This is a genomic window from Clostridium sp. UBA2485 (genome assembly GCF_002341865.1).
GTDB lineage: Bacteria > Bacillota > Clostridia > Clostridiales > Clostridiaceae > Clostridium_J.
Genome location: NZ_DDOV01000037.1, coordinates 1 through 17,945, shown reverse-complemented (window position 1 = coordinate 17,945; position 17,945 = coordinate 1). Strand labels below are relative to the sequence as shown.

15 protein-coding genes, 1 pseudogene and 1 riboswitch are annotated in these 17,945 nt (G+C 28.1%); of the genes and pseudogenes, 1 reads left to right on the top strand and 15 read right to left on the bottom strand.

Features of this window, described 5'->3' with window-relative positions; genetic code table 11:
• Positions 1-19: 19 nt before the first annotated feature.
• From hemB to B3603_RS06495, 8 genes are all read right to left on the bottom strand, one after another.
• Entirely contained in the window at positions 20-988 is a 969-nt protein-coding gene (gene hemB, locus B3603_RS06530; RefSeq protein WP_291562194.1) for a porphobilinogen synthase, read from the bottom strand.
• Between the two features lie 20 nt (positions 989-1,008).
• Entirely contained in the window at positions 1,009-2,478 is a 1,470-nt protein-coding gene (gene cobA / locus B3603_RS06525) for a uroporphyrinogen-III C-methyltransferase (RefSeq protein WP_291562191.1), read from the bottom strand.
• Between the two features lie 8 nt (positions 2,479-2,486).
• A complete protein-coding gene (gene hemC, locus B3603_RS06520; protein WP_291562282.1) occupies positions 2,487-3,359 on the bottom strand; it encodes a hydroxymethylbilane synthase in 873 nt (290 codons plus the stop codon).
• On the bottom strand, positions 3,328-3,972 hold the full coding sequence (locus B3603_RS06515; RefSeq protein ID WP_291562188.1) for an NAD(P)-dependent oxidoreductase: 645 nt from the start codon (positions 3,970-3,972) through the stop codon (positions 3,328-3,330). The genes hemC and B3603_RS06515 overlap by 32 nt, the downstream gene beginning before the upstream one ends.
• Before the next feature lie 24 nt (positions 3,973-3,996).
• Entirely contained in the window at positions 3,997-5,106 is a 1,110-nt protein-coding gene (locus tag B3603_RS06510; RefSeq protein ID WP_291562278.1) for a pyridoxal phosphate-dependent aminotransferase, read from the bottom strand.
• Positions 5,107-5,132: 26 nt separating this feature from the next.
• Positions 5,133-6,095 carry an adenosylcobinamide-phosphate synthase CbiB gene (gene cbiB / locus B3603_RS06505; RefSeq protein WP_291562186.1) on the bottom strand — a complete coding sequence of 321 codons (963 nt, stop codon included), beginning with the start codon at positions 6,093-6,095 and terminating at the stop codon, positions 5,133-5,135.
• A 15-nt stretch (positions 6,096-6,110) separates the two neighbouring features.
• Positions 6,111-7,613 carry a cobyric acid synthase gene (locus tag B3603_RS06500; protein ID WP_291562184.1) on the bottom strand — a complete coding sequence of 501 codons (1,503 nt, stop codon included), beginning with the start codon at positions 7,611-7,613 and terminating at the stop codon, positions 6,111-6,113.
• Between the two features lie 117 nt (positions 7,614-7,730).
• Positions 7,731-7,907, bottom strand: a riboswitch (cobalamin riboswitch).
• A gap of 800 nt (positions 7,908-8,707) precedes the next feature.
• Positions 8,708-8,995, bottom strand: coding sequence for an SIS domain-containing protein (locus tag B3603_RS06495; protein WP_291562182.1), 288 nt, complete (start codon positions 8,993-8,995; stop codon positions 8,708-8,710).
• A 635-nt stretch (positions 8,996-9,630) separates the two neighbouring features.
• Here B3603_RS06495 and B3603_RS06490 point away from each other — a divergent pair.
• Complete coding sequence (locus B3603_RS06490; RefSeq protein ID WP_291562180.1) at positions 9,631-10,614, top strand: haloacid dehalogenase-like hydrolase; 984 nt, start codon at positions 9,631-9,633, stop codon at positions 10,612-10,614.
• Between the two features lie 655 nt (positions 10,615-11,269).
• Here the strand turns inward: B3603_RS06490 and yfcE are convergent.
• From yfcE to B3603_RS06455, 7 genes and pseudogenes are all read right to left on the bottom strand, one after another.
• The gene (gene yfcE / locus B3603_RS06485) at positions 11,270-11,821 is read right to left on the bottom strand and encodes a phosphodiesterase (RefSeq protein WP_291562177.1); all 552 of its coding nucleotides are present in this window, start codon (positions 11,819-11,821) and stop codon (positions 11,270-11,272) included.
• 59 nt (positions 11,822-11,880) lie between these two features.
• Entirely contained in the window at positions 11,881-12,696 is an 816-nt protein-coding gene (locus B3603_RS06480; RefSeq protein WP_291562173.1) for an alpha/beta fold hydrolase, read from the bottom strand.
• A gap of 168 nt (positions 12,697-12,864) precedes the next feature.
• Positions 12,865-13,280, bottom strand: a pseudogene (locus tag B3603_RS06475) (MaoC family dehydratase).
• A gap of 414 nt (positions 13,281-13,694) precedes the next feature.
• On the bottom strand, positions 13,695-14,636 hold the full coding sequence (locus B3603_RS06470; RefSeq protein ID WP_291562170.1) for a hypothetical protein: 942 nt from the start codon (positions 14,634-14,636) through the stop codon (positions 13,695-13,697).
• A 276-nt stretch (positions 14,637-14,912) separates the two neighbouring features.
• Complete coding sequence (locus tag B3603_RS06465) at positions 14,913-16,187, bottom strand: FtsW/RodA/SpoVE family cell cycle protein (protein ID WP_291562168.1); 1,275 nt, start codon at positions 16,185-16,187, stop codon at positions 14,913-14,915.
• Entirely contained in the window at positions 16,187-16,525 is a 339-nt protein-coding gene (locus B3603_RS06460) for a PadR family transcriptional regulator (RefSeq protein WP_291562166.1), read from the bottom strand. The genes B3603_RS06465 and B3603_RS06460 overlap by 1 nt, the downstream gene beginning before the upstream one ends.
• A 151-nt stretch (positions 16,526-16,676) precedes the next feature.
• The coding region (locus B3603_RS06455) for an FtsW/RodA/SpoVE family cell cycle protein (protein ID WP_291562163.1) at positions 16,677-17,945 on the bottom strand (1,269 nt) is incomplete at its 5' end.

Genomic DNA, 17,945 nt, shown 5'->3' with positions numbered 1-17,945 from the left:
TTTCACATCTTTCTTTTTACTATTCTTCGCTTAACCACTTACAAGCTTCAAGTGCATAGTATGTTATTATTAAGTTTGCACCTGCTCTTTTCATTGAAGTTAGCATTTCTAGTGCTGCTTCCTTTTCATTTAATAGTCCATTTTCTGAAGCACATTTTATCATTGCATATTCTCCACTTACGTTATAAGCTGCAATTGGAATATTAAAATTATCTGAAGCTGCTTTTATAATATCTAAATAAATCATGGCAGGTTTAACGATTATTATATCTGCACCTTCTAAGATATCTTCTTCAATTTCTCTTAGCGCCTCTTTACCATTTGCCGGATCCATCTGATAAGTTTTTCTATCTCCAAATTGTGGCGTTGAATTTGCCGCTGCTCTAAATGGTCCATACATAGCTGAACAATATTTTGCACTATAAGCCATTATAGAAACATAGTCAAAGTTATTCTCATCTAAAATTTCTCTTATAGCTCCTATTCTTCCATCCATCATATCAGAAGGTGCTACCATATCTGCTCCTGCTTTAGCATGAGATAATGCTATTTTAGCTATAATCTCTACTGAAGCATCATTAAGTACTCTTCCATTTTCAACTATTCCGCAGTGTCCATGATCTGTATATTGGCACATGCAAACATCAGTTATTACAAATAGGTCTTTATCTAATTCTTTTATTTTTCTAATTGCCTTTTGAACAATTCCGTCTTCTGCAAAAGCAGAAGTTGCTATTTCATCTTTATGATCTGGTAATCCAAAAAGTATTACACCTTTTACTTTTGCAGCTTTGACTTCATTTATAACCTCATGTAATCTATCTATAGACCAATGATAAATTCCTTTTAAAGAAGAAATTTCTTCCTTAATATTTTCGCCTTCAACTACGAATATAGGAAATATAAAATCATTTGGATTTAAAACTGTTTCTCTTACTAAGCTTCTTATAGCTGAATTTTCTCTTAATCTTCTATGTTGTGTTAACATAACTTCCACTCCCTTAATTCTTAGGACTCTGAATAAATTTCAATTAATTTATTTATCATTCCCTCATTACTACTCTCATCACATACAATATGCTCTATATTATGTTTGTTAAGTTCTACTGAAGTAATCGGTCCTATAGATACCACTGTTTTTTTCTTAATCTCTTCAATACCTACAAGCTTAATCATATTAGTTAAGGTACTTGGACTTGTAAATACAACCGCATCACAATCTACAAATCTGTTAAGCCCTACAGCTTCTCCCGTTTCTGTTTCATATATATGACATTCATCTACTATGCATCCTTTGCTTTCAAATGCTTCTGTTAAAAAAACTCTTGCATTCTTAGATCGTGGAAGAAGTATTTTGTCATTTTCTTTTATAAAACTTTCCATATGACTAAATAAATTTTCTGCTACATATTCTTGAGCACAAAGCTTTGGTATTACCCCATAACTTCTAATTGCACTATCACTAGCTGGTCCTATGGTTATAATTTGCGCTTTTATAGTTCTAACATCAATTTCTCTTTCTATTAAATATTCAAAGAAAACTCTCGCCGCATTAGCACTGGTTATAACAATGTAATCATATAATGATAATTTATCTAAATATGGTTCTAATTTTTCCGGTGTAGGCTTAATTTTTATAGAGTTTATTTCTGTAACTTCTGCTCCTAAATTTAGTAGCTTGGTTTTTATTTCTTTACTTTGCTCTTTAGTTCTTGTAATACATATATTTTTCCCAAAAAGAGGTCTTCTTTCAAACCAATTTAATTTATCATGGAACTGAACTACTTCGCCTACTACAATTATACTAGGATTTGATAAGTTGTTTTCTAATGCTTTTTCTACAATATTACTTAATGTTCCTATAGCTTTTTTTTGTTTAGATGTAGTTCCTCTCATCACTACCGCTGCTGGGGTATCACTACTCATACCATTTTCCATCAAGCTTTTAGTAATAATCTCCAACTTCTCAAAACTCATAAGAAATATTAATGTTCCATTAAGTTTTGAAATAACTTCAAAATTTAAGTCCATATTGTCATTACTTTTTCCTGTAAATATATGAAATCCTCTAGCTATTCCTCTATGCGTTACAGGGATTCCAGCATAATTTAGTACAGATATTGGAGAAGTTATTCCTGGCACTACTTCAAATTCTATGTTTTCTTCTAATAATCTAAGTGCTTCTTCTCCTCCTCTACCAAATATATAAGGATCTCCGCCCTTTACTCTTCCTACAATATGTCCTTTCTTAGCTAGCTCCACTATCATATCATTAATTTCATTTTGATTTTTATAATGGCATCCTGGTTCTTTTCCACAGTAATATATTTCTGCATTTGGATTTATATATTGTAAAAAACTTTCTCCGCATAATCTATCATACATAATAGCGGTACACTGTTTTAAAACATTTATTGCTCTCATCGTAATAAGTTCTTCATGTCCTGGTCCTGCACCTATTAAATATACTTTACTCATAATTCCTCCTAAGAATTTAAAATTAAAGAAGCAAGCTCTTCTCCTAGCTTAATATTTTCATTTACTGGTCCTGTTACTTCTTTTCTTACAAGGTTTCCATTAACTTCGTAAATACCAACCATATTGATTGTATTATCCTTTAACACCGCATAAGCTCCTATAGCAGCGTGGCAATCTCCTTTTAAAGCTGCCATAAAACTTCTTTCCGCTTCAACACAAACTCTAGTCTCATAATCATCAAGAGTTGTGAAAACTTCTTTATCTTTACAACTTTCATGTATTTCAATTCCTAGTGCACCTTGACCTATAGCAGGAATCATTTCATGAGGCTCAAAATAATCAGTTATTATCTCATCCATACCTAATCTTTTAAGTCCTGCTGCTGCTAGAATTATTCCATCTAAATTTTCTTTTTTTATTTTATCAATTCTAGTTTGAACATTACCTCTTATAGGTACTATTTCTATATCTGGTCTTAAAATTTTTAATTGACTAGCTCTTCTATTACTACTAGTACCTATCTTAGCACCTTTTTTTAAATCTTTAAATTTTACTCCATTTATAGATACGAAGGCATCTCTTACATCTTCTCTAATAGGCATTGCTGCAACTATAAAACCTTCTGGCAATTCATAAGGCATATCCTTCATACTATGAACGCCAGCTTCTGCGTGTCCATCTAATATAAGCTGCTCTAATTCCTTAATAAACAGTCCTTTACCACCTATTTTATCAAGTGTAACATCTAACCTTTTATCTCCTAAAGTATCCGTTAATACCTTTTCACATTTAATGTTGTGAGTCTTATCTATAAGCTCCATTACAAACTCTGTTTGTACCTGTGCTAACTTACTCTTTCTCGTTGCTATTCTCAATTCTATTGCCTCCATAAAATAAATTTATAATTTTTTCACCGTATCCCTTATTAAAAATATATAGAAAATCCTCTGTGGATATGAAATTTAAAATTTCATTCTTTCTAGCATGATTCTTTAGAGAATTTCTTAAATTTACTGAAAAATCTATATAACTATCGTATTTTTTTAGATGAGTTTCTAGATTATCCCTTATAAATAGTGAAGTTTTGGGACTAAATTTTTTTGTATGAATTGCAAAAACTGTACTTTTACTTTCTCCTACGGTAGGAGTTATACACATGCTTTCCTCTACATTAGAAGAATTTATATAAAATTTACAAAGTTCATCACAATCCATTTTAATATTACGATTTAAAAATTCATCATCAGTTGCAATGACCACTAGATGATATTTTACTAACATTTCCTTATTATAAGTAGTTTTTTCAATACTTAACTTTTCAAAATGCTGTAAAGATAGTACTTCTTTACATATATCTAATGCAATAACCTTAACCTCTGCTCCTTTAGTTAAAAAGGATTTACACTTTATATATCCTGCTTTTCCTCCACCAACTATAAGAACCTTAAGCTTATCACTTTTAATAGATAAAAAGCACTGCTCCAAATTTTTCATTTATCCACCTTCTCTAGCTAAGGGTTAAATATCCTTAATTTTTAATGGATCTATATTTTTTAAGTGCTCTATCAGCTTTTCATTAGAGCTTCTATCCTTTATTGCAAATCTAACAAACTTATCATCTAGTCCTCTGTAATTATTGCACTTTCTTATTATAATACATTTTTCTTCTAAGTAACTGTAAAGTTTATCACAGTTTATTCCCTTTAATTTGCAAAGAACGTAATTTCCATAACTATTATGACACCTTTCAATTATGGAAATTTTATTTAGTTCATCTATCATATATTTTCTTTCTGTTTCAATCCACTTAAGAGAATCTCGTATATATGCTTCATCACTTAATGCATATTTAGCACTTAATTCAGCAAAGCAATTAATATTCCATGGATTTTGCATTGAAACTATATAATCAATTAATTCTTCATTTTTTGTTATTCCAAAACCTAATCTTACGCCAGGCAATCCATAAAATTTTGTTATCGCCTTAATGATAAATAAACATTTATATTTTTCTACTAAATTCAAAAGGCTATAGTTAAAGCTTCCTGTAAACTCGATAAAAGCTTCGTCTATTAGAACTATCTTATTATTTTCTTCACAAAAATCTAAAATACTTGTAAACTTTTCTTTATCTATAATTGAACCATTAGGATTATTAGGATTTCCAATTATAAGACCTTCACTATTATTTAATTTACTTAATATATCCTCATAGTCATAAGTAAAATCATCTTTTAAATATGAATAATTTACTTCTAAATTATATCTATGACTATTATCTTCATATTCTACAAAGGAAGGTACTACTATAGTTATAGACTTTAAATATCTAACAGCTAGATCTATTATTTCGGAAGCTCCGTTCCCTAATAAAATATTTTCATGAGTTAAATTTAACTCATTAGTTTCTCCTCCAAAATAATAACTGCATTTATTCAAATAATTAATTATGTTATCCTTTAATGTTCTATATTTTATATCAGGATAAACTTGAAGCATTTCTATTCCTTCATTAATATTCTCAATAAATCCTTTAGGTACACCGAGAGGATTTATATTAGAACTAAAATCCAATAGTTTTCTTCCTTTTAATAATCCTTCACTATATATATCTCCACCATGCTTCAATTTCTTCACGTCCTAACTAGTTTTTTTTAAATTACCACCAAAATTAATGATATAAGTACTAACAATATCTCACTTGAATACATAAGCTTTATACTTTGCTTTATATCTCTAGCTTCTAAGTTTTTAATTCTATCTCCAAGAGTTGGCTTATACACTATCTCTCCAAAATAAACATTTGTTCCACCAAGCTGAATTTTCATCGCACCTGCTGCTGCTGCCTCAGGATAAGCACAGTTTGGACTCTTATGATTTTTCCTATCTCTAATCATTATTCTAAAGCTATCTTCTATATTTCCACCTACAACAAAAGAAGTTAAGCACATTAAAATTCCTGTAAGTCTTGCAGGTATTAAATTGAACAAATCATCTACTTTAGCTGGGAAAAAACCAATATATTTGAACTTTTCATTCAAATATCCTAGCATTGAATCCATAGTATTAACGCCTTTATACATCATAGCTAGTGGAGCTCCTCCTAATATAGCGTAAAACATAGGAGCAATTATACCATCAGAAGCATTTTCTGCTACAGTTTCTATATCTGCTCTTATAATTTCATCTTCTTCAAGGCTAGCTGTATCTCTACCTACTATATAAGAAAGCTTTACCCTTGCATCCTCTATATCTCTTTTTTCTAAAGATTTATAAACTTCAATAGCCGCACCATGCAAACTTTTTGCTGCTAATGTAGTCCAAATTATAAAGATATTTAAACCATGAAATAAATATTCATTAATCAATGATAATTTTAATAAGGCATAAGGAATAGTATAAGTTATAAAACATACTATTAAAACAATTAACCCTCCACAGATTCTTAAGCCTTCATCACTTTTTTCACCTTTTCTAAAATAGTTTTCTAACTTAGCTATAAGCTTCCCAATATAGATAATTGGATGAGGAAGCCAAGCAGGATCCCCCAAAACGAAGTCTATAATCATAGCTATTAATACGTAAATAATGTTAGCTTTCAAATTAAAATTAAACATTATTTTATCTCCTAACTATCTTTTAATTCCCATGATTTTATATATTTCATCCATATCTAAAGTTTTTCTTACTAAATCTGCAAGTTTATCAAGTTCTTCTTCTCTTAAACTTTCATATGGTTTTGATTCTTTTAATTCTATACCCTTTTTACTTCTAAGCTTGTTAACTATAACTTCTCTAAAATCTGTTTTATCAAAAATTCCGTGGATATAAGATCCCATTATATTGCCATATTCATTAATGGCTCCATCATTATAATTTACTTTTTTTGTATTTTGAGTCTTTATATTAAATAGTGGATTGGCATTTTTACCGTATTTGCAAATCCCCATATGAATTTCATAACCGTATACAGATAATTTATCTCTATCAGTGGCGAAGACTTTATTATCAATTAAATCTGCTTCTACTCTAGTAGTTACCTTTTTCTGTTCAAAGACTGTCTCTATGTCTAAAAGTCCTAATCCTTCTATTTCTAATAGTTCTGTTTCTACACCATATGGATCTGTGATTTTCTTACCTAACATTTGATATCCACCACAAATTCCTATTATTTCTCCATTTTTGCTATATTCTTTAATCTTATCAAAAAGTCCAGAAGTTTTAAGTGCATTTAAATCTTCAATGGTATTTTTACTTCCTGGTATAATTAATAAATCAGGATTTTTAAATTCTTCTACAGAAGTTATAAATCTTACTGAAACATCTTCTTCATTTTTAAGTGCATCTACATCAGTAAAATTTGAGATTCTAGGAAGTTTAATAACAGCTATATCAATTTTATTTGTTATCTTTTTATTTAATTCTACAGCTCCATCCTCATCTTCTAGAGCTAATGTACAATGTGGTACAACTCCTATACACTGTTTTTTAGATATATCCTCAAGCATGTCAATACCTGGCTTTAATATATCTACATCACCTCTAAATTTATTGATGATAGTTCCCTTTACTCTTTCTCTTTCTTCTTCCGTAAGAAGCATTAGTGTTCCTACTAATGAAGCAAAAACTCCACCTTTATCAATATCTCCAACTAAGACTACAGGCGCATCTACAAGTTCTGCCATTCCCATATTTACTATATCTCTATCTCGTAAATTTATTTCTGCTGGACTACCTGCACCTTCCATAACTATAATGTCAAATTGATTTTCTAACTCTTCAAATTGAGTTTTTAGCATATCTCTAAACTCTAATTTCATATTATGATATTCCATTGCTGTGCTATTTCCGTAAACCTCTCCGTTTACAATTATTTGACACTTCTTATCACTAGTTGGCTTTAATAGTATAGGATTCATATATGCTTCTGGCTCTAATCCACAAGCATAAGCTTGTAATACTTGAGCACGACCCATCTCTTTACCATCTAAAGTTATGTATGAATTTAATGACATATTTTGTGATTTATATGGACACACCTTGTATCCATCCTGTTTAAAAATTCTACATAGTGCTGTAACTAATATACTCTTGCCCACGGAAGATGCTGTTCCTTGCACCATTATCTTCGCCATATCAAAACTCCCTTTCAAATAAAAAAATAATAGAGGTAAACTCTCTAAGTTCACCTCTATTTGTATAAATAATCTGCAGAATGTCCCCTCATACTAATAGAACTTTCCCTCCGAAAGCTTTTACTTAAGATTTAGGCAGGTCTCCTGGCTTTTGATTCATTCTCTCCTTAACCTTCCCCTTTAAAAGAGTGGTATAATTTAAGGTTCGTCATCATTTACAGTAGCGGGGGCTGCTGTGGAGTTTAACCACATTCCCTTTTCACTTATAAAAGCACCTAAATTCTTATTATTTAATTTTTATTGTTCCTTAATCTCAATTTAAATATGTTACAACTAAAATTATAGATTTAAATTAATTCCGTGTCAAGTTATGTAACTTTATGAACTATTGCCAATTCCTTCATTTAAATCATAACATCATGATTAATATTTCTATTGGAACAACTTTACCTTAGTCAAAAAGTCATTCCAACCTCAATAATCACTATTATATTATTAATTTTAGTGGATTTTTATTAGCATTTATTTCTCTATAGTGGTATACCTTACGATTTATACAATCCCATTCTCTAAGTGCTAATTTTTTCACTTCCGAATTTTTATGCCCACACTATGAATATAAGAAATTTTTGGAGTCAATCTCATTAATTTAGCTATAGTTAAATTGAAAACATCAACGAAAATTTGTGGATTTCTTTCGCTATCATTTCTAAATATAGTAGCATGAGAAACTACTGAAACAATTTCTTGTAACTTTTCATCATTTTTATTACAGCTTCCATATCTCTTAATGGATCTAAAGTCTTTATTTCATAGAATATAAATTAATTTAAGATGCTCCTTAGTGAAAATATATCATTTTTTAAGATATGATCAGACTAAAAATAAGAAATTAAAGATTTCATATGAAAAATTTCTAAGTTGAAGCAAAAAATTAATCACCAAAGTATAACAGCTAACATAATATTGAAATAAATTTGGTGAATAATTCAGGTTTAATTATAAACGTATTCACAGTGCTCCCAATTATATGACACCTAATGACCAAATAAAAATTTTATTAAAAAGTGCTGACAATCCATATCCCATTCTTACTAATTATTTGCTTTTTTTCTAATGCTCCCCCTGCATAAGCTTGCGAATCTTTGTAGAGCATCTTTATTGTTTAGAATTTCTTCTGCTTCTTTTGAAACTGTTATTCCTACTACATTAGTTACAACAATAATTCTTGCTGCCTTTGATTTTGCAAGTCTTAAAACCGCTAAGGTATTGGCAGTTTCTCCTGCTTGACTTGTAACAATTAAAAGAGAATGCTCATCTATCATTGTGATTTTAATCTCATCTAATTTAATCTGCTCATTTATATCAACTTTTGATTTCATAGCATCTCTTATAACTCTTGGCTGCTCTTATCTTGTTCATGAAAAGATACAACTCCTAATGCATAGCTCATTTTCATATTTTTTAGAAGTTCTTTAAATTAAATTTAAAATTAATTCCAAGAATAGGGAAACCCAACTTTATATTGACATTTTTTGATGCTCGTTATATAAATTAATTGTAAAGTTTATGTTAAATACGGTTAATAAGTTTTAACAATAAGTTTTATTTGGCATATTTAACTATTTCTATTAAAAATTGAAATCACAAATGACACAAATAAGGAGAGATAACTTATGAATAATTTTAAAAGAAAAACTCTTGGCTTATCATTAGCATGCATTATGTCTTTTTCTTTAGTTGCATGTGGAAATTCTGCTAAAACAGAAGAAACTAAAAATGACACTAAAGTAGAACAAACTGATAACAAAAAGGAAGTTAAACTTGAAAAGGGTAACTGGGCTCCTGAAAATTATGCTGCTTTAACAGACCTTATAGAAAAATACGGCAAAAANNCAGTAAGGATTATGATGAAAAGAAAAAGCCTTACGCTGTATTTGACTGGGATAACACATCAATAATCAATGATGTTGAAGAAGCGTTACTTGCATATCAGTTAGAAAATCTTGAATTTAAAATGACTCCTGAAGAATTTAGCAATACTATTAGAATAAACATTCCAAAGGACAACTTTGTAGAAGCCTGCAATAACGATGAAGGAAAACCTGTTAACATCGAATTAGTTGGTGCTGATATTGATTCTGACTACAAATTCTTATATGAAAACTATAAAGGTTTCAAAGGAACTAAATCTTTAGATGAGATTAAAGCTACTCCTGAATACAAAGATTTTATAGCTAAAACTAGATACCTTTATAATTCAATCGGTGAATCTTTTAGTTCTGATGTAAGCTATCCATGGGTAACTTACCTATTTGCAGGGATGACTGAAAAGGAAGTTTCTGAGTTAACTGAAAAATCAAATGATTATTGGTTAAACCATGAACTTGGTGAAGAAACTTGGACTAGTCCAAAGGAATTAGCAGGTAAAGCTGGCGTTGTTTCAGTTAAATTCCACTCTGGTTTAAGAACAATAAAAGAGCAACAAAACCTTTACAAAACTTTAATGGATAACGGAATAGATGTTTATATCTGCTCAGCATCATTTATAGATGTTGTTAGAACATTTGCTACTAATCCTAAGTTCGGATATGAACTTCCAAAAGAAAATGTATTTGCTATGGAACTTGAAAGAGATGACAAAGGTGTAATTAAGGCTGAATTTAGAAAAGGCTACGATCAAACTCAAAGCAAAGGTAAAACTAAAACTATAGAAAAGTTTTTAGTTGAAAACCATGGTGGCCAAGGTCCATTAATCGTTGGTGGAGATAGCGCTGGTGACGTTGCTATGCTATCTGACTTTAAAGATACTAAATTTAGCTTAATCGTTAACAGATGCAAAGGCGATGAACTTGGTAAGCTTTCAAAAGAAGCTGCTGATACTATAGGTAAATCAGATGCTAGATATTACTTACAAGGAAGAGATGAAAACACTGGTGAATTTAGACCAAGCCAAAAATCTGTATTCCTAGGAAGTAAAGAAGAAAAGTTACTTAAATAATACAAGCAATTGTAATTGATTGCATTGTTAAAAGTATATCAGTGAAATAGTAAAATTGCTAAAATATAAACTTTATTAGAATATAAAATATGTCAAAATAAAAGGAGCTGTCGCATTAACGATTAAAAATCGCTGATGCTCAGCTCTTATTTTTTTATAGTAATTTAAATATATTTTTAAATTGGAGCATTTAAATAATCCTTTCCAATATAGAGCTTTTTTCGAAACACCTGTTTTTTAAAATTTAAAATTAGGCAGTATTTTTTAACAAAATCCAGTTCTATTTAGCTGGATTTTGCTATGTATTTTTTTATTCTATAAGGAATTATAAAAAGTCAAATATGTGAATAACTTTAAACAATTCACAACTTAAAACAATGCACAATTTAAGTTGAAATTATTTTTAGGCAAAATAATTTCTTTAATATATTCTTTTTACTAGCAATTGCATTGCTAGTTATGTGGCGAACACTGTTCGCCGCTACAGGGCAATTAAAAATTTCTTAGTGATAACTGAGAAATATCCATAATTGCGAGTTAAAAAAGAGAGTTCAATGAACTCTTTTTTAAGTTATGAGAATAGCCAAAAAAATGCTTTCAGCCAGGACATTCTGCATCCTCTTGCGAAAAAATCTTCGAAATTCCATATCTTGATTTACTTCACCAAAATATCAATTTCTTTAATAACTTCTCCTTCTAAATTTTTAATGTAAAACCTATTTCCATCAATAACTCCATAGCTATGTGGATTATTTTCCTTAGGATATGCAATAGAACCAGGGTTAAAAATAAATATGCCATTCTCACTTTTTGCCACTGGTATATGAGTATGTCCATAAATTATAATATCCCCTTTTGATATATTAGGAAGATTATTCTCATTATAAATGTGGCCATGAGTTGCAAAAATTCTTCTATTTTGAGCTAAAATCACATTGTAATCCATCATGCAAGGATATGTAAGGAGCATTTGATCAACCTCCGCATCACAATTTCCTCTTACTCCTATAATTTTTTCTGAGTATTCATTTAATAAATTTGCTACTTCTTTAGGATTGTATTCCTCTGGAAGAGGATTTCTCGGGCCATGATAAAGTACATCTCCCAAGATAACCATATAATCCGCTCTTTCTTTTATAAAGGCCTCAACACCTAGTTTCGCATATTTTAATGAGCCATGTATATCCGACATAAAAAATAACTTCATTAATACATCACCTTTTTCTAATTTTATATATTATAACTATAATATAATAAAATCTATTATTAAAGTATTTTTATCTTTTGATTATAAGTTTGTAAAAAACCTTTTATTGCAGCTATAAATTCTACAGGTTTTTCATAGATAACTGCATGGCCTGCTTCTTCAATTACAATCATCCTAGAATTTTTGATTCTTTCTTTTATTAATTTTTGATAATTTATAGGTGTTAAAATATCATATTCACTACCTATTATCATAGTAGGTAAACTTATATTTTTTATTTCTTCTACAAGATTTAAATCTGCTCCACTCTTAATTAGCATTTTAAAAGAGTCGTACCACTGTTTAGTAAGCCCCATTGAAAATGCTTCTTCCTTTTTCTTAATCCATTGTATATTTTCCTCATAAAACTTATGTGAATATATATAAGGCATTGTAGCTTTAAAAAGTATTCTTCCATCATAAGTGCTCGCTGCAAAATCCCATAGTTCTTTTATATCTTTCATTATATTGCTATTATGACAGGTTGTATTAGACAATATCACCGACTTTAGCTTATGAGGATATTTTAGTGCAAATTGCAATGCTACTTCTCCACCGTAGGATATGCCCATAATATGACATTTGTCTATATTTAATTTTTCAATAAATTTATACAGTATTTCTACTTGAAGATTTTGATCATATTGAAAGTTAGCGCTAGAAGATTGTCCTTGATCTATCAAATCAATTAATATTAAATTGTAATCATTAAAACTTTTTCTAAATGGGTGCCAGCTTATTGTACTCATCATTATCCCAGATAAAAATATAATTGGCTCTCCACTTCCGTAGCTTTCGTAATGAATATTATAGTCTTCAATATTTAATTTCGGCATATTTTCCTCCTAGTTTTCTATTCTATAAATAATTTCTATTTTTCTTCTATTAACTCCTTCTTAATTATTAATCATTTTAAATATAAATTCCTTTATATATTGTATTTTTAATTAAGCATACTTATTTATAGATAATTTAAGCACTGCTAATATTAGCAATACTCAAATTTATTTTGGCGGCATAACTGTTGCCACACCGTCGATAACAATCTTTCCTTCTTCATTTACCACAGTAGTTTTAAGTTTTACTCTATTTTTTTCTCTATTAATTTCTATAACTTCTACTTCAGCTTTTACTGTATTTCCAATCTTCATAGGAACTAAAAATTTTAAATTCTGTGCTAAATATATAGTTTCCGGTCCTGGTAAATACATTCCTAATACTGTCGAAATAAGTCCTGAAACTAAAATTCCATGAACAATTCTGCTCTTAAACATAGTTTTAGAAGAAGCTTCTTCATTAATATGAGCAGGATTTAAGTCTCAGTAATTCCTGCAAATAAATAAACATCACTTTCACTTATAGTTTTTTCAAAAGAGGCTTTATCTCCTAAATTAATTTCCTCAATGGTTTTACCTTTTATAAAATATATCCCCTCTTGTTTTTAATATATAAATTAAACAATAGTGGTGCTACAATTGAGTGTAATCTTATTAAATCAGCTGAAAAATTGCTAGAATAATTATTTAATATTTAGAAGTTCTCTCCTAATTATATTTTTATTTTATGCATTACGTGCCAAATCCTTTTAATAATTTATTTTAAGTTCTAATCCCCTCAAATCAGTTTAAGTTTATATAACCCTCCTATTTTAGAACTTCTTATATTAACAAAAATTAATATAAGAAAAAGAATCTTTTAAGATAATGGTTTCTCATCTTAAAAGATTCTTTATAAATCAGTATATAAAATTTTCTTTTCTAAATACCTAATTCAACTTTATATCTATAATTATTATATTAAAACAAATTATTACGTAAATTTAAAATCCACAAGTTTAAGATTCTTTATTTTCTTCTAAAAATTTGTTAAGATTTTTAACTTCTTTTCCCTTTATTAATAATACTTCATCTTTTTTACTGTGAACATATAGGTCATATTGCCATAGATTATTTCCTTTGTTGTCTTTTTCTATTACTTTATAATATGGTTCATTATTATAAGTAATCTCTTCTACATATACATTTTTTATATCTTTAAGCCATTGTAGTTTATTAATTTTCTCAAGAGCAGCCTTTACTTCTTTTGTATTTTTTAAATACTCTACTTTTTCCTTTTGTATTTTGTCTTTTTCTGCCAATAAATCTTTATCATTATTATTTAACTGTAAAGCTTCATCAATTTTTGATAATGCCTTTTGGAAATCGCCATCTTTAATAAAGCTATCCAATTTCTTTAACGCAAACTCTTTAGCTCTTTCAGGTATGACTTTTAATGTATCCTGTGCCTGCTCATAGAACTTATAACTTTCCCTAACTAGAGCAAACTCTTCCTTTGCCTTAATAAACTCTTTCTCTTCAAAATATTTTATTCCATTTTTATAATGCTTATCATCTTGTATATAATTAAGCATCTTATCATATTCTATTTTAATTTTTTTCGATTTATCTCCATAATATTTAAAATTAACTATAGACTCTTCTGCTTTTTCATTTTCAATAGTGTTATTTTCTAAACTAAATTTTAAAGCCTCTAACTGATCTAATAAATATGTATCTATTTTTTCTTTGTGCTTTTCTTTTTTTGTTTCGTCATAAATCTTGTGTGCTTCTACTTGATTATTTACAGTGAAATACTTTTTAAAATCGTTTAATTTTCTTACAAATACAGACTCTGTTGCGTAAAGTTTTCCACCAATTATAAGAAATATAACGGCTATAATTGCAAAAATAGTAGATAACTTATATTTCCTCCTTGTTTCTTTGTTTTTAAAACCCATATTCTTCCTCCTAAACTATGTCCTATGTAATATAAACCTTATCTAATTATAATAATATAGCCATCAGTTGTAAAATTTATGAATTTTCAAAATATTATTAAAAAAATTAGAGAAGATTTTGTTCCTTCTCTAATTAATATCATACCATTTTAAGTCAATATTTCAATTTGATTCTATAAGTAATCTTGAATATACAATAACCTATATAGCAATTTATAACATTGAAAACTTTAAAAAATAGAACTTTTTTAGTCTCAAAGCCTTAAAAAAATAAGTTTATAAACTTATCTTTTTAAAGCTTTTTTTAAGATTTTTTCTTGAATATATACTGGATATGAGCCCTAACATAGCCATATTAGTAATCATTGATGTGACTCTATATCCAATGAAAGGCAATACAACTCCAATTATTGGTGCAAGATTAAGGCACATCATAATACTAATTGTAAACTGAATAAGAAAAGAGATTGTAATTCCTAAAATTATATTTTTTCCGTAATTATTTTTTATTAATTTTATATTTCTAAATAAAGATATTATAAAAATAATAGATAATACTATTATAAAAAGTGCAGCAGCCCATCCAAAATAACATAATATTAGAGTAAATGTAATGTCATTCGCATCAAAAGATATCATATTGATTATATCTTGATTTAATGTTCTTCCTATAAATTGAGAAGAATCCATAATTTTAAATATTATATTATTTATGTAAGCTGCACCCTTATTAATGTCTCTAAAATCTATAAAACTTGTTAGTCTTGCTAAACGATAGGGATTCATAAAACAATAAAATAAACCTCCTAAAACTGATGAAAAAGTAAAAATTATTGGTATTTTTTTATTTTTACAATTTTTAATTGTTAACACTATAAATACAAAAGTAAATATTACAGCATATATCTTATTCATTTCTAAAAATAAAATATAATTAGATAAAATAAACATCCCAATAAGCCTAAATATATTATTTTTATATTTAAAGTCCATATTATTTATAATTCCACTTATTGAAATTAAATAAAGAAGCATGATTAATGATCCTAACATAATTTCATCTCTAACTATTGACATTCCACTTTTTGATATATAAGAAAGTAATCCTACTACAGTTGATATTCCATAAATATGATATGAATACTTTTCTAGCTTTCTATAATCAAAATAATATATGCCTAAAAACACTCCTATTCCTAGTAGAAAACAAAATATACTTTTAACGGTTTGATTCTCATATCTCTGCATTAAATTGCTAGTTATTAAAAAATTAACTACTATACCGAACAATGATAATAAGATTCCTATAATCAAAGTTTTATACTCTATTCTTTTCTCATATACTTTATTAAGCTTAAAACCTATTTCTCCTGAATCTCCCATATCTCTTATAGCTAATTTATAAGCTTCATCTGAAGTATATCCATTATCTACATATTCTAAGGCTAATTCCTCAATATGATTTCTTATTTCTTCTTTTATTTCATCATGGACTTCTTTACATTTAATAACACTACAAATTTCTTCTAAGTAAGAGTTAACTCCATCCATTACATCAACACCCCCTGGTATAAAAGATTGTCAACTGCTCCTTTAAAAGTTTTCCACTCCACTTCTTTTTCTTTTAAAAGTTTAATGCCACTTTTAGTAATCTTATAATATTTTCTTTTTCTTCCCTCATCACTTTCAACCCAATAAGCTTCAACTGCATTTTCCCCCTCTAAACTATGGAGTATAGGATATAAGGTACCTTCTTTAAAAGTAAAAATTCCACTGGACTTTTCTTCAATTTTTTTAATCATCTCATAGCCATACATGGGCTTTTCTTTTAAAAGACTTAAAATTAAAATTACTGTACTTCCTTTTAATAATTCTTTACTAATTTTCATAGTTCCACCTCCTATACATAGATTAACAATACATAGTAAATCTATGTATCTAATAAAATATATACCCTAGAAATTCTAATAAGATATATAATTAACACTACAATTTTTTAATCTATAAAATCTATTTGTTTTTTTGGAAAATATAATAGTTCTATGAACTTATGACATTATCAAAACTATTTTTAAGATTTTTTCTTGAATATATACTGGATATTAAACCTAACATTATCATACTGCTTAACATAGATGAGCCACCATATCCTATAAAAGGCAATGCAACAATTAAAATTGGAGATAAATTCATTGACATTAATATATTAAGGACAAATTGTATCCCAAAGACTGTAGTTATACTTATCATTATATTTTTTCCATATCTATTTTTTATCATCTTAATATTTTTAAACAATATAACTATAAAAGTTAAAACTAATATTATTATAGCTAAAGCTACTATCCAACCCATTACAGATATTATTGAAGTAAATACAAGATCTGTACCGGCCTCAGGTAATGATTCTATTTTACTTGTATCGAATTTTCCTACAATATTAGAAGATGATAATATTTTTGAAATTTCCATGTTTTGATATCCCATACCATAAGGATCACTTTTATAGTTTAAAAATGTGAATAACCTCTTTCTAAAATATTCACGACTTATAATCGGAACTATAATACTTCCTAAGGTAGCTATCCCAAAGGCGCTAGGTATAAATCTATTATCACTATTCTGAAAAAGTAAAATGATAAATGTAGCAGTAAAAATAAAATTATTAACTATATTCTTCATGTAAAGTAAAGAAAAATTTCCTATAATAAAAATTCCTATAGCAATGAGTATTTGCTTTTTTTCTTTAAAATTAAAGCCTTTAATAATCCCACTAATAGAAATTAAAAATCCTATTAAAGTAAATATTTCAAAATTTGCAACTATAAAAGTTGGTCTTCCTTTTATTAGATTTCCAAATGCTACTTGAATAAATGAAAAAAATATAGAAATTCCAAATATATGATAAGAATATTTCTCTAATTTTCTGTAATCAAAATAATAGAGACCTATAAATGCCCCTATTCCTATAATAAAAGATATCATTTGATTTACTGCTGGAGAAGTATATCTACTTAATTTATTATTTAAAATAAATGTAAAACTAAGGCCGAACAAACTTAATAATATAGCAATAATCAAAGTTTTATATTCTATTTTTTTCTCATATACCTTATTAAGCTTAAATCCTATTTCTCCTGAATCTCCCATGTCTTTTATAGCTAATTTATAAGCTTCATTTTTTTCATATCCATTGTCTATATATTCTAAGGACAATTCTTCAATATGGCTTTTCATCTCCTCTTTTATTTCATCATGGACTTCTTTACATTTAATAACACTACAAATTTCTTCTAAGTAAGAGTTAAC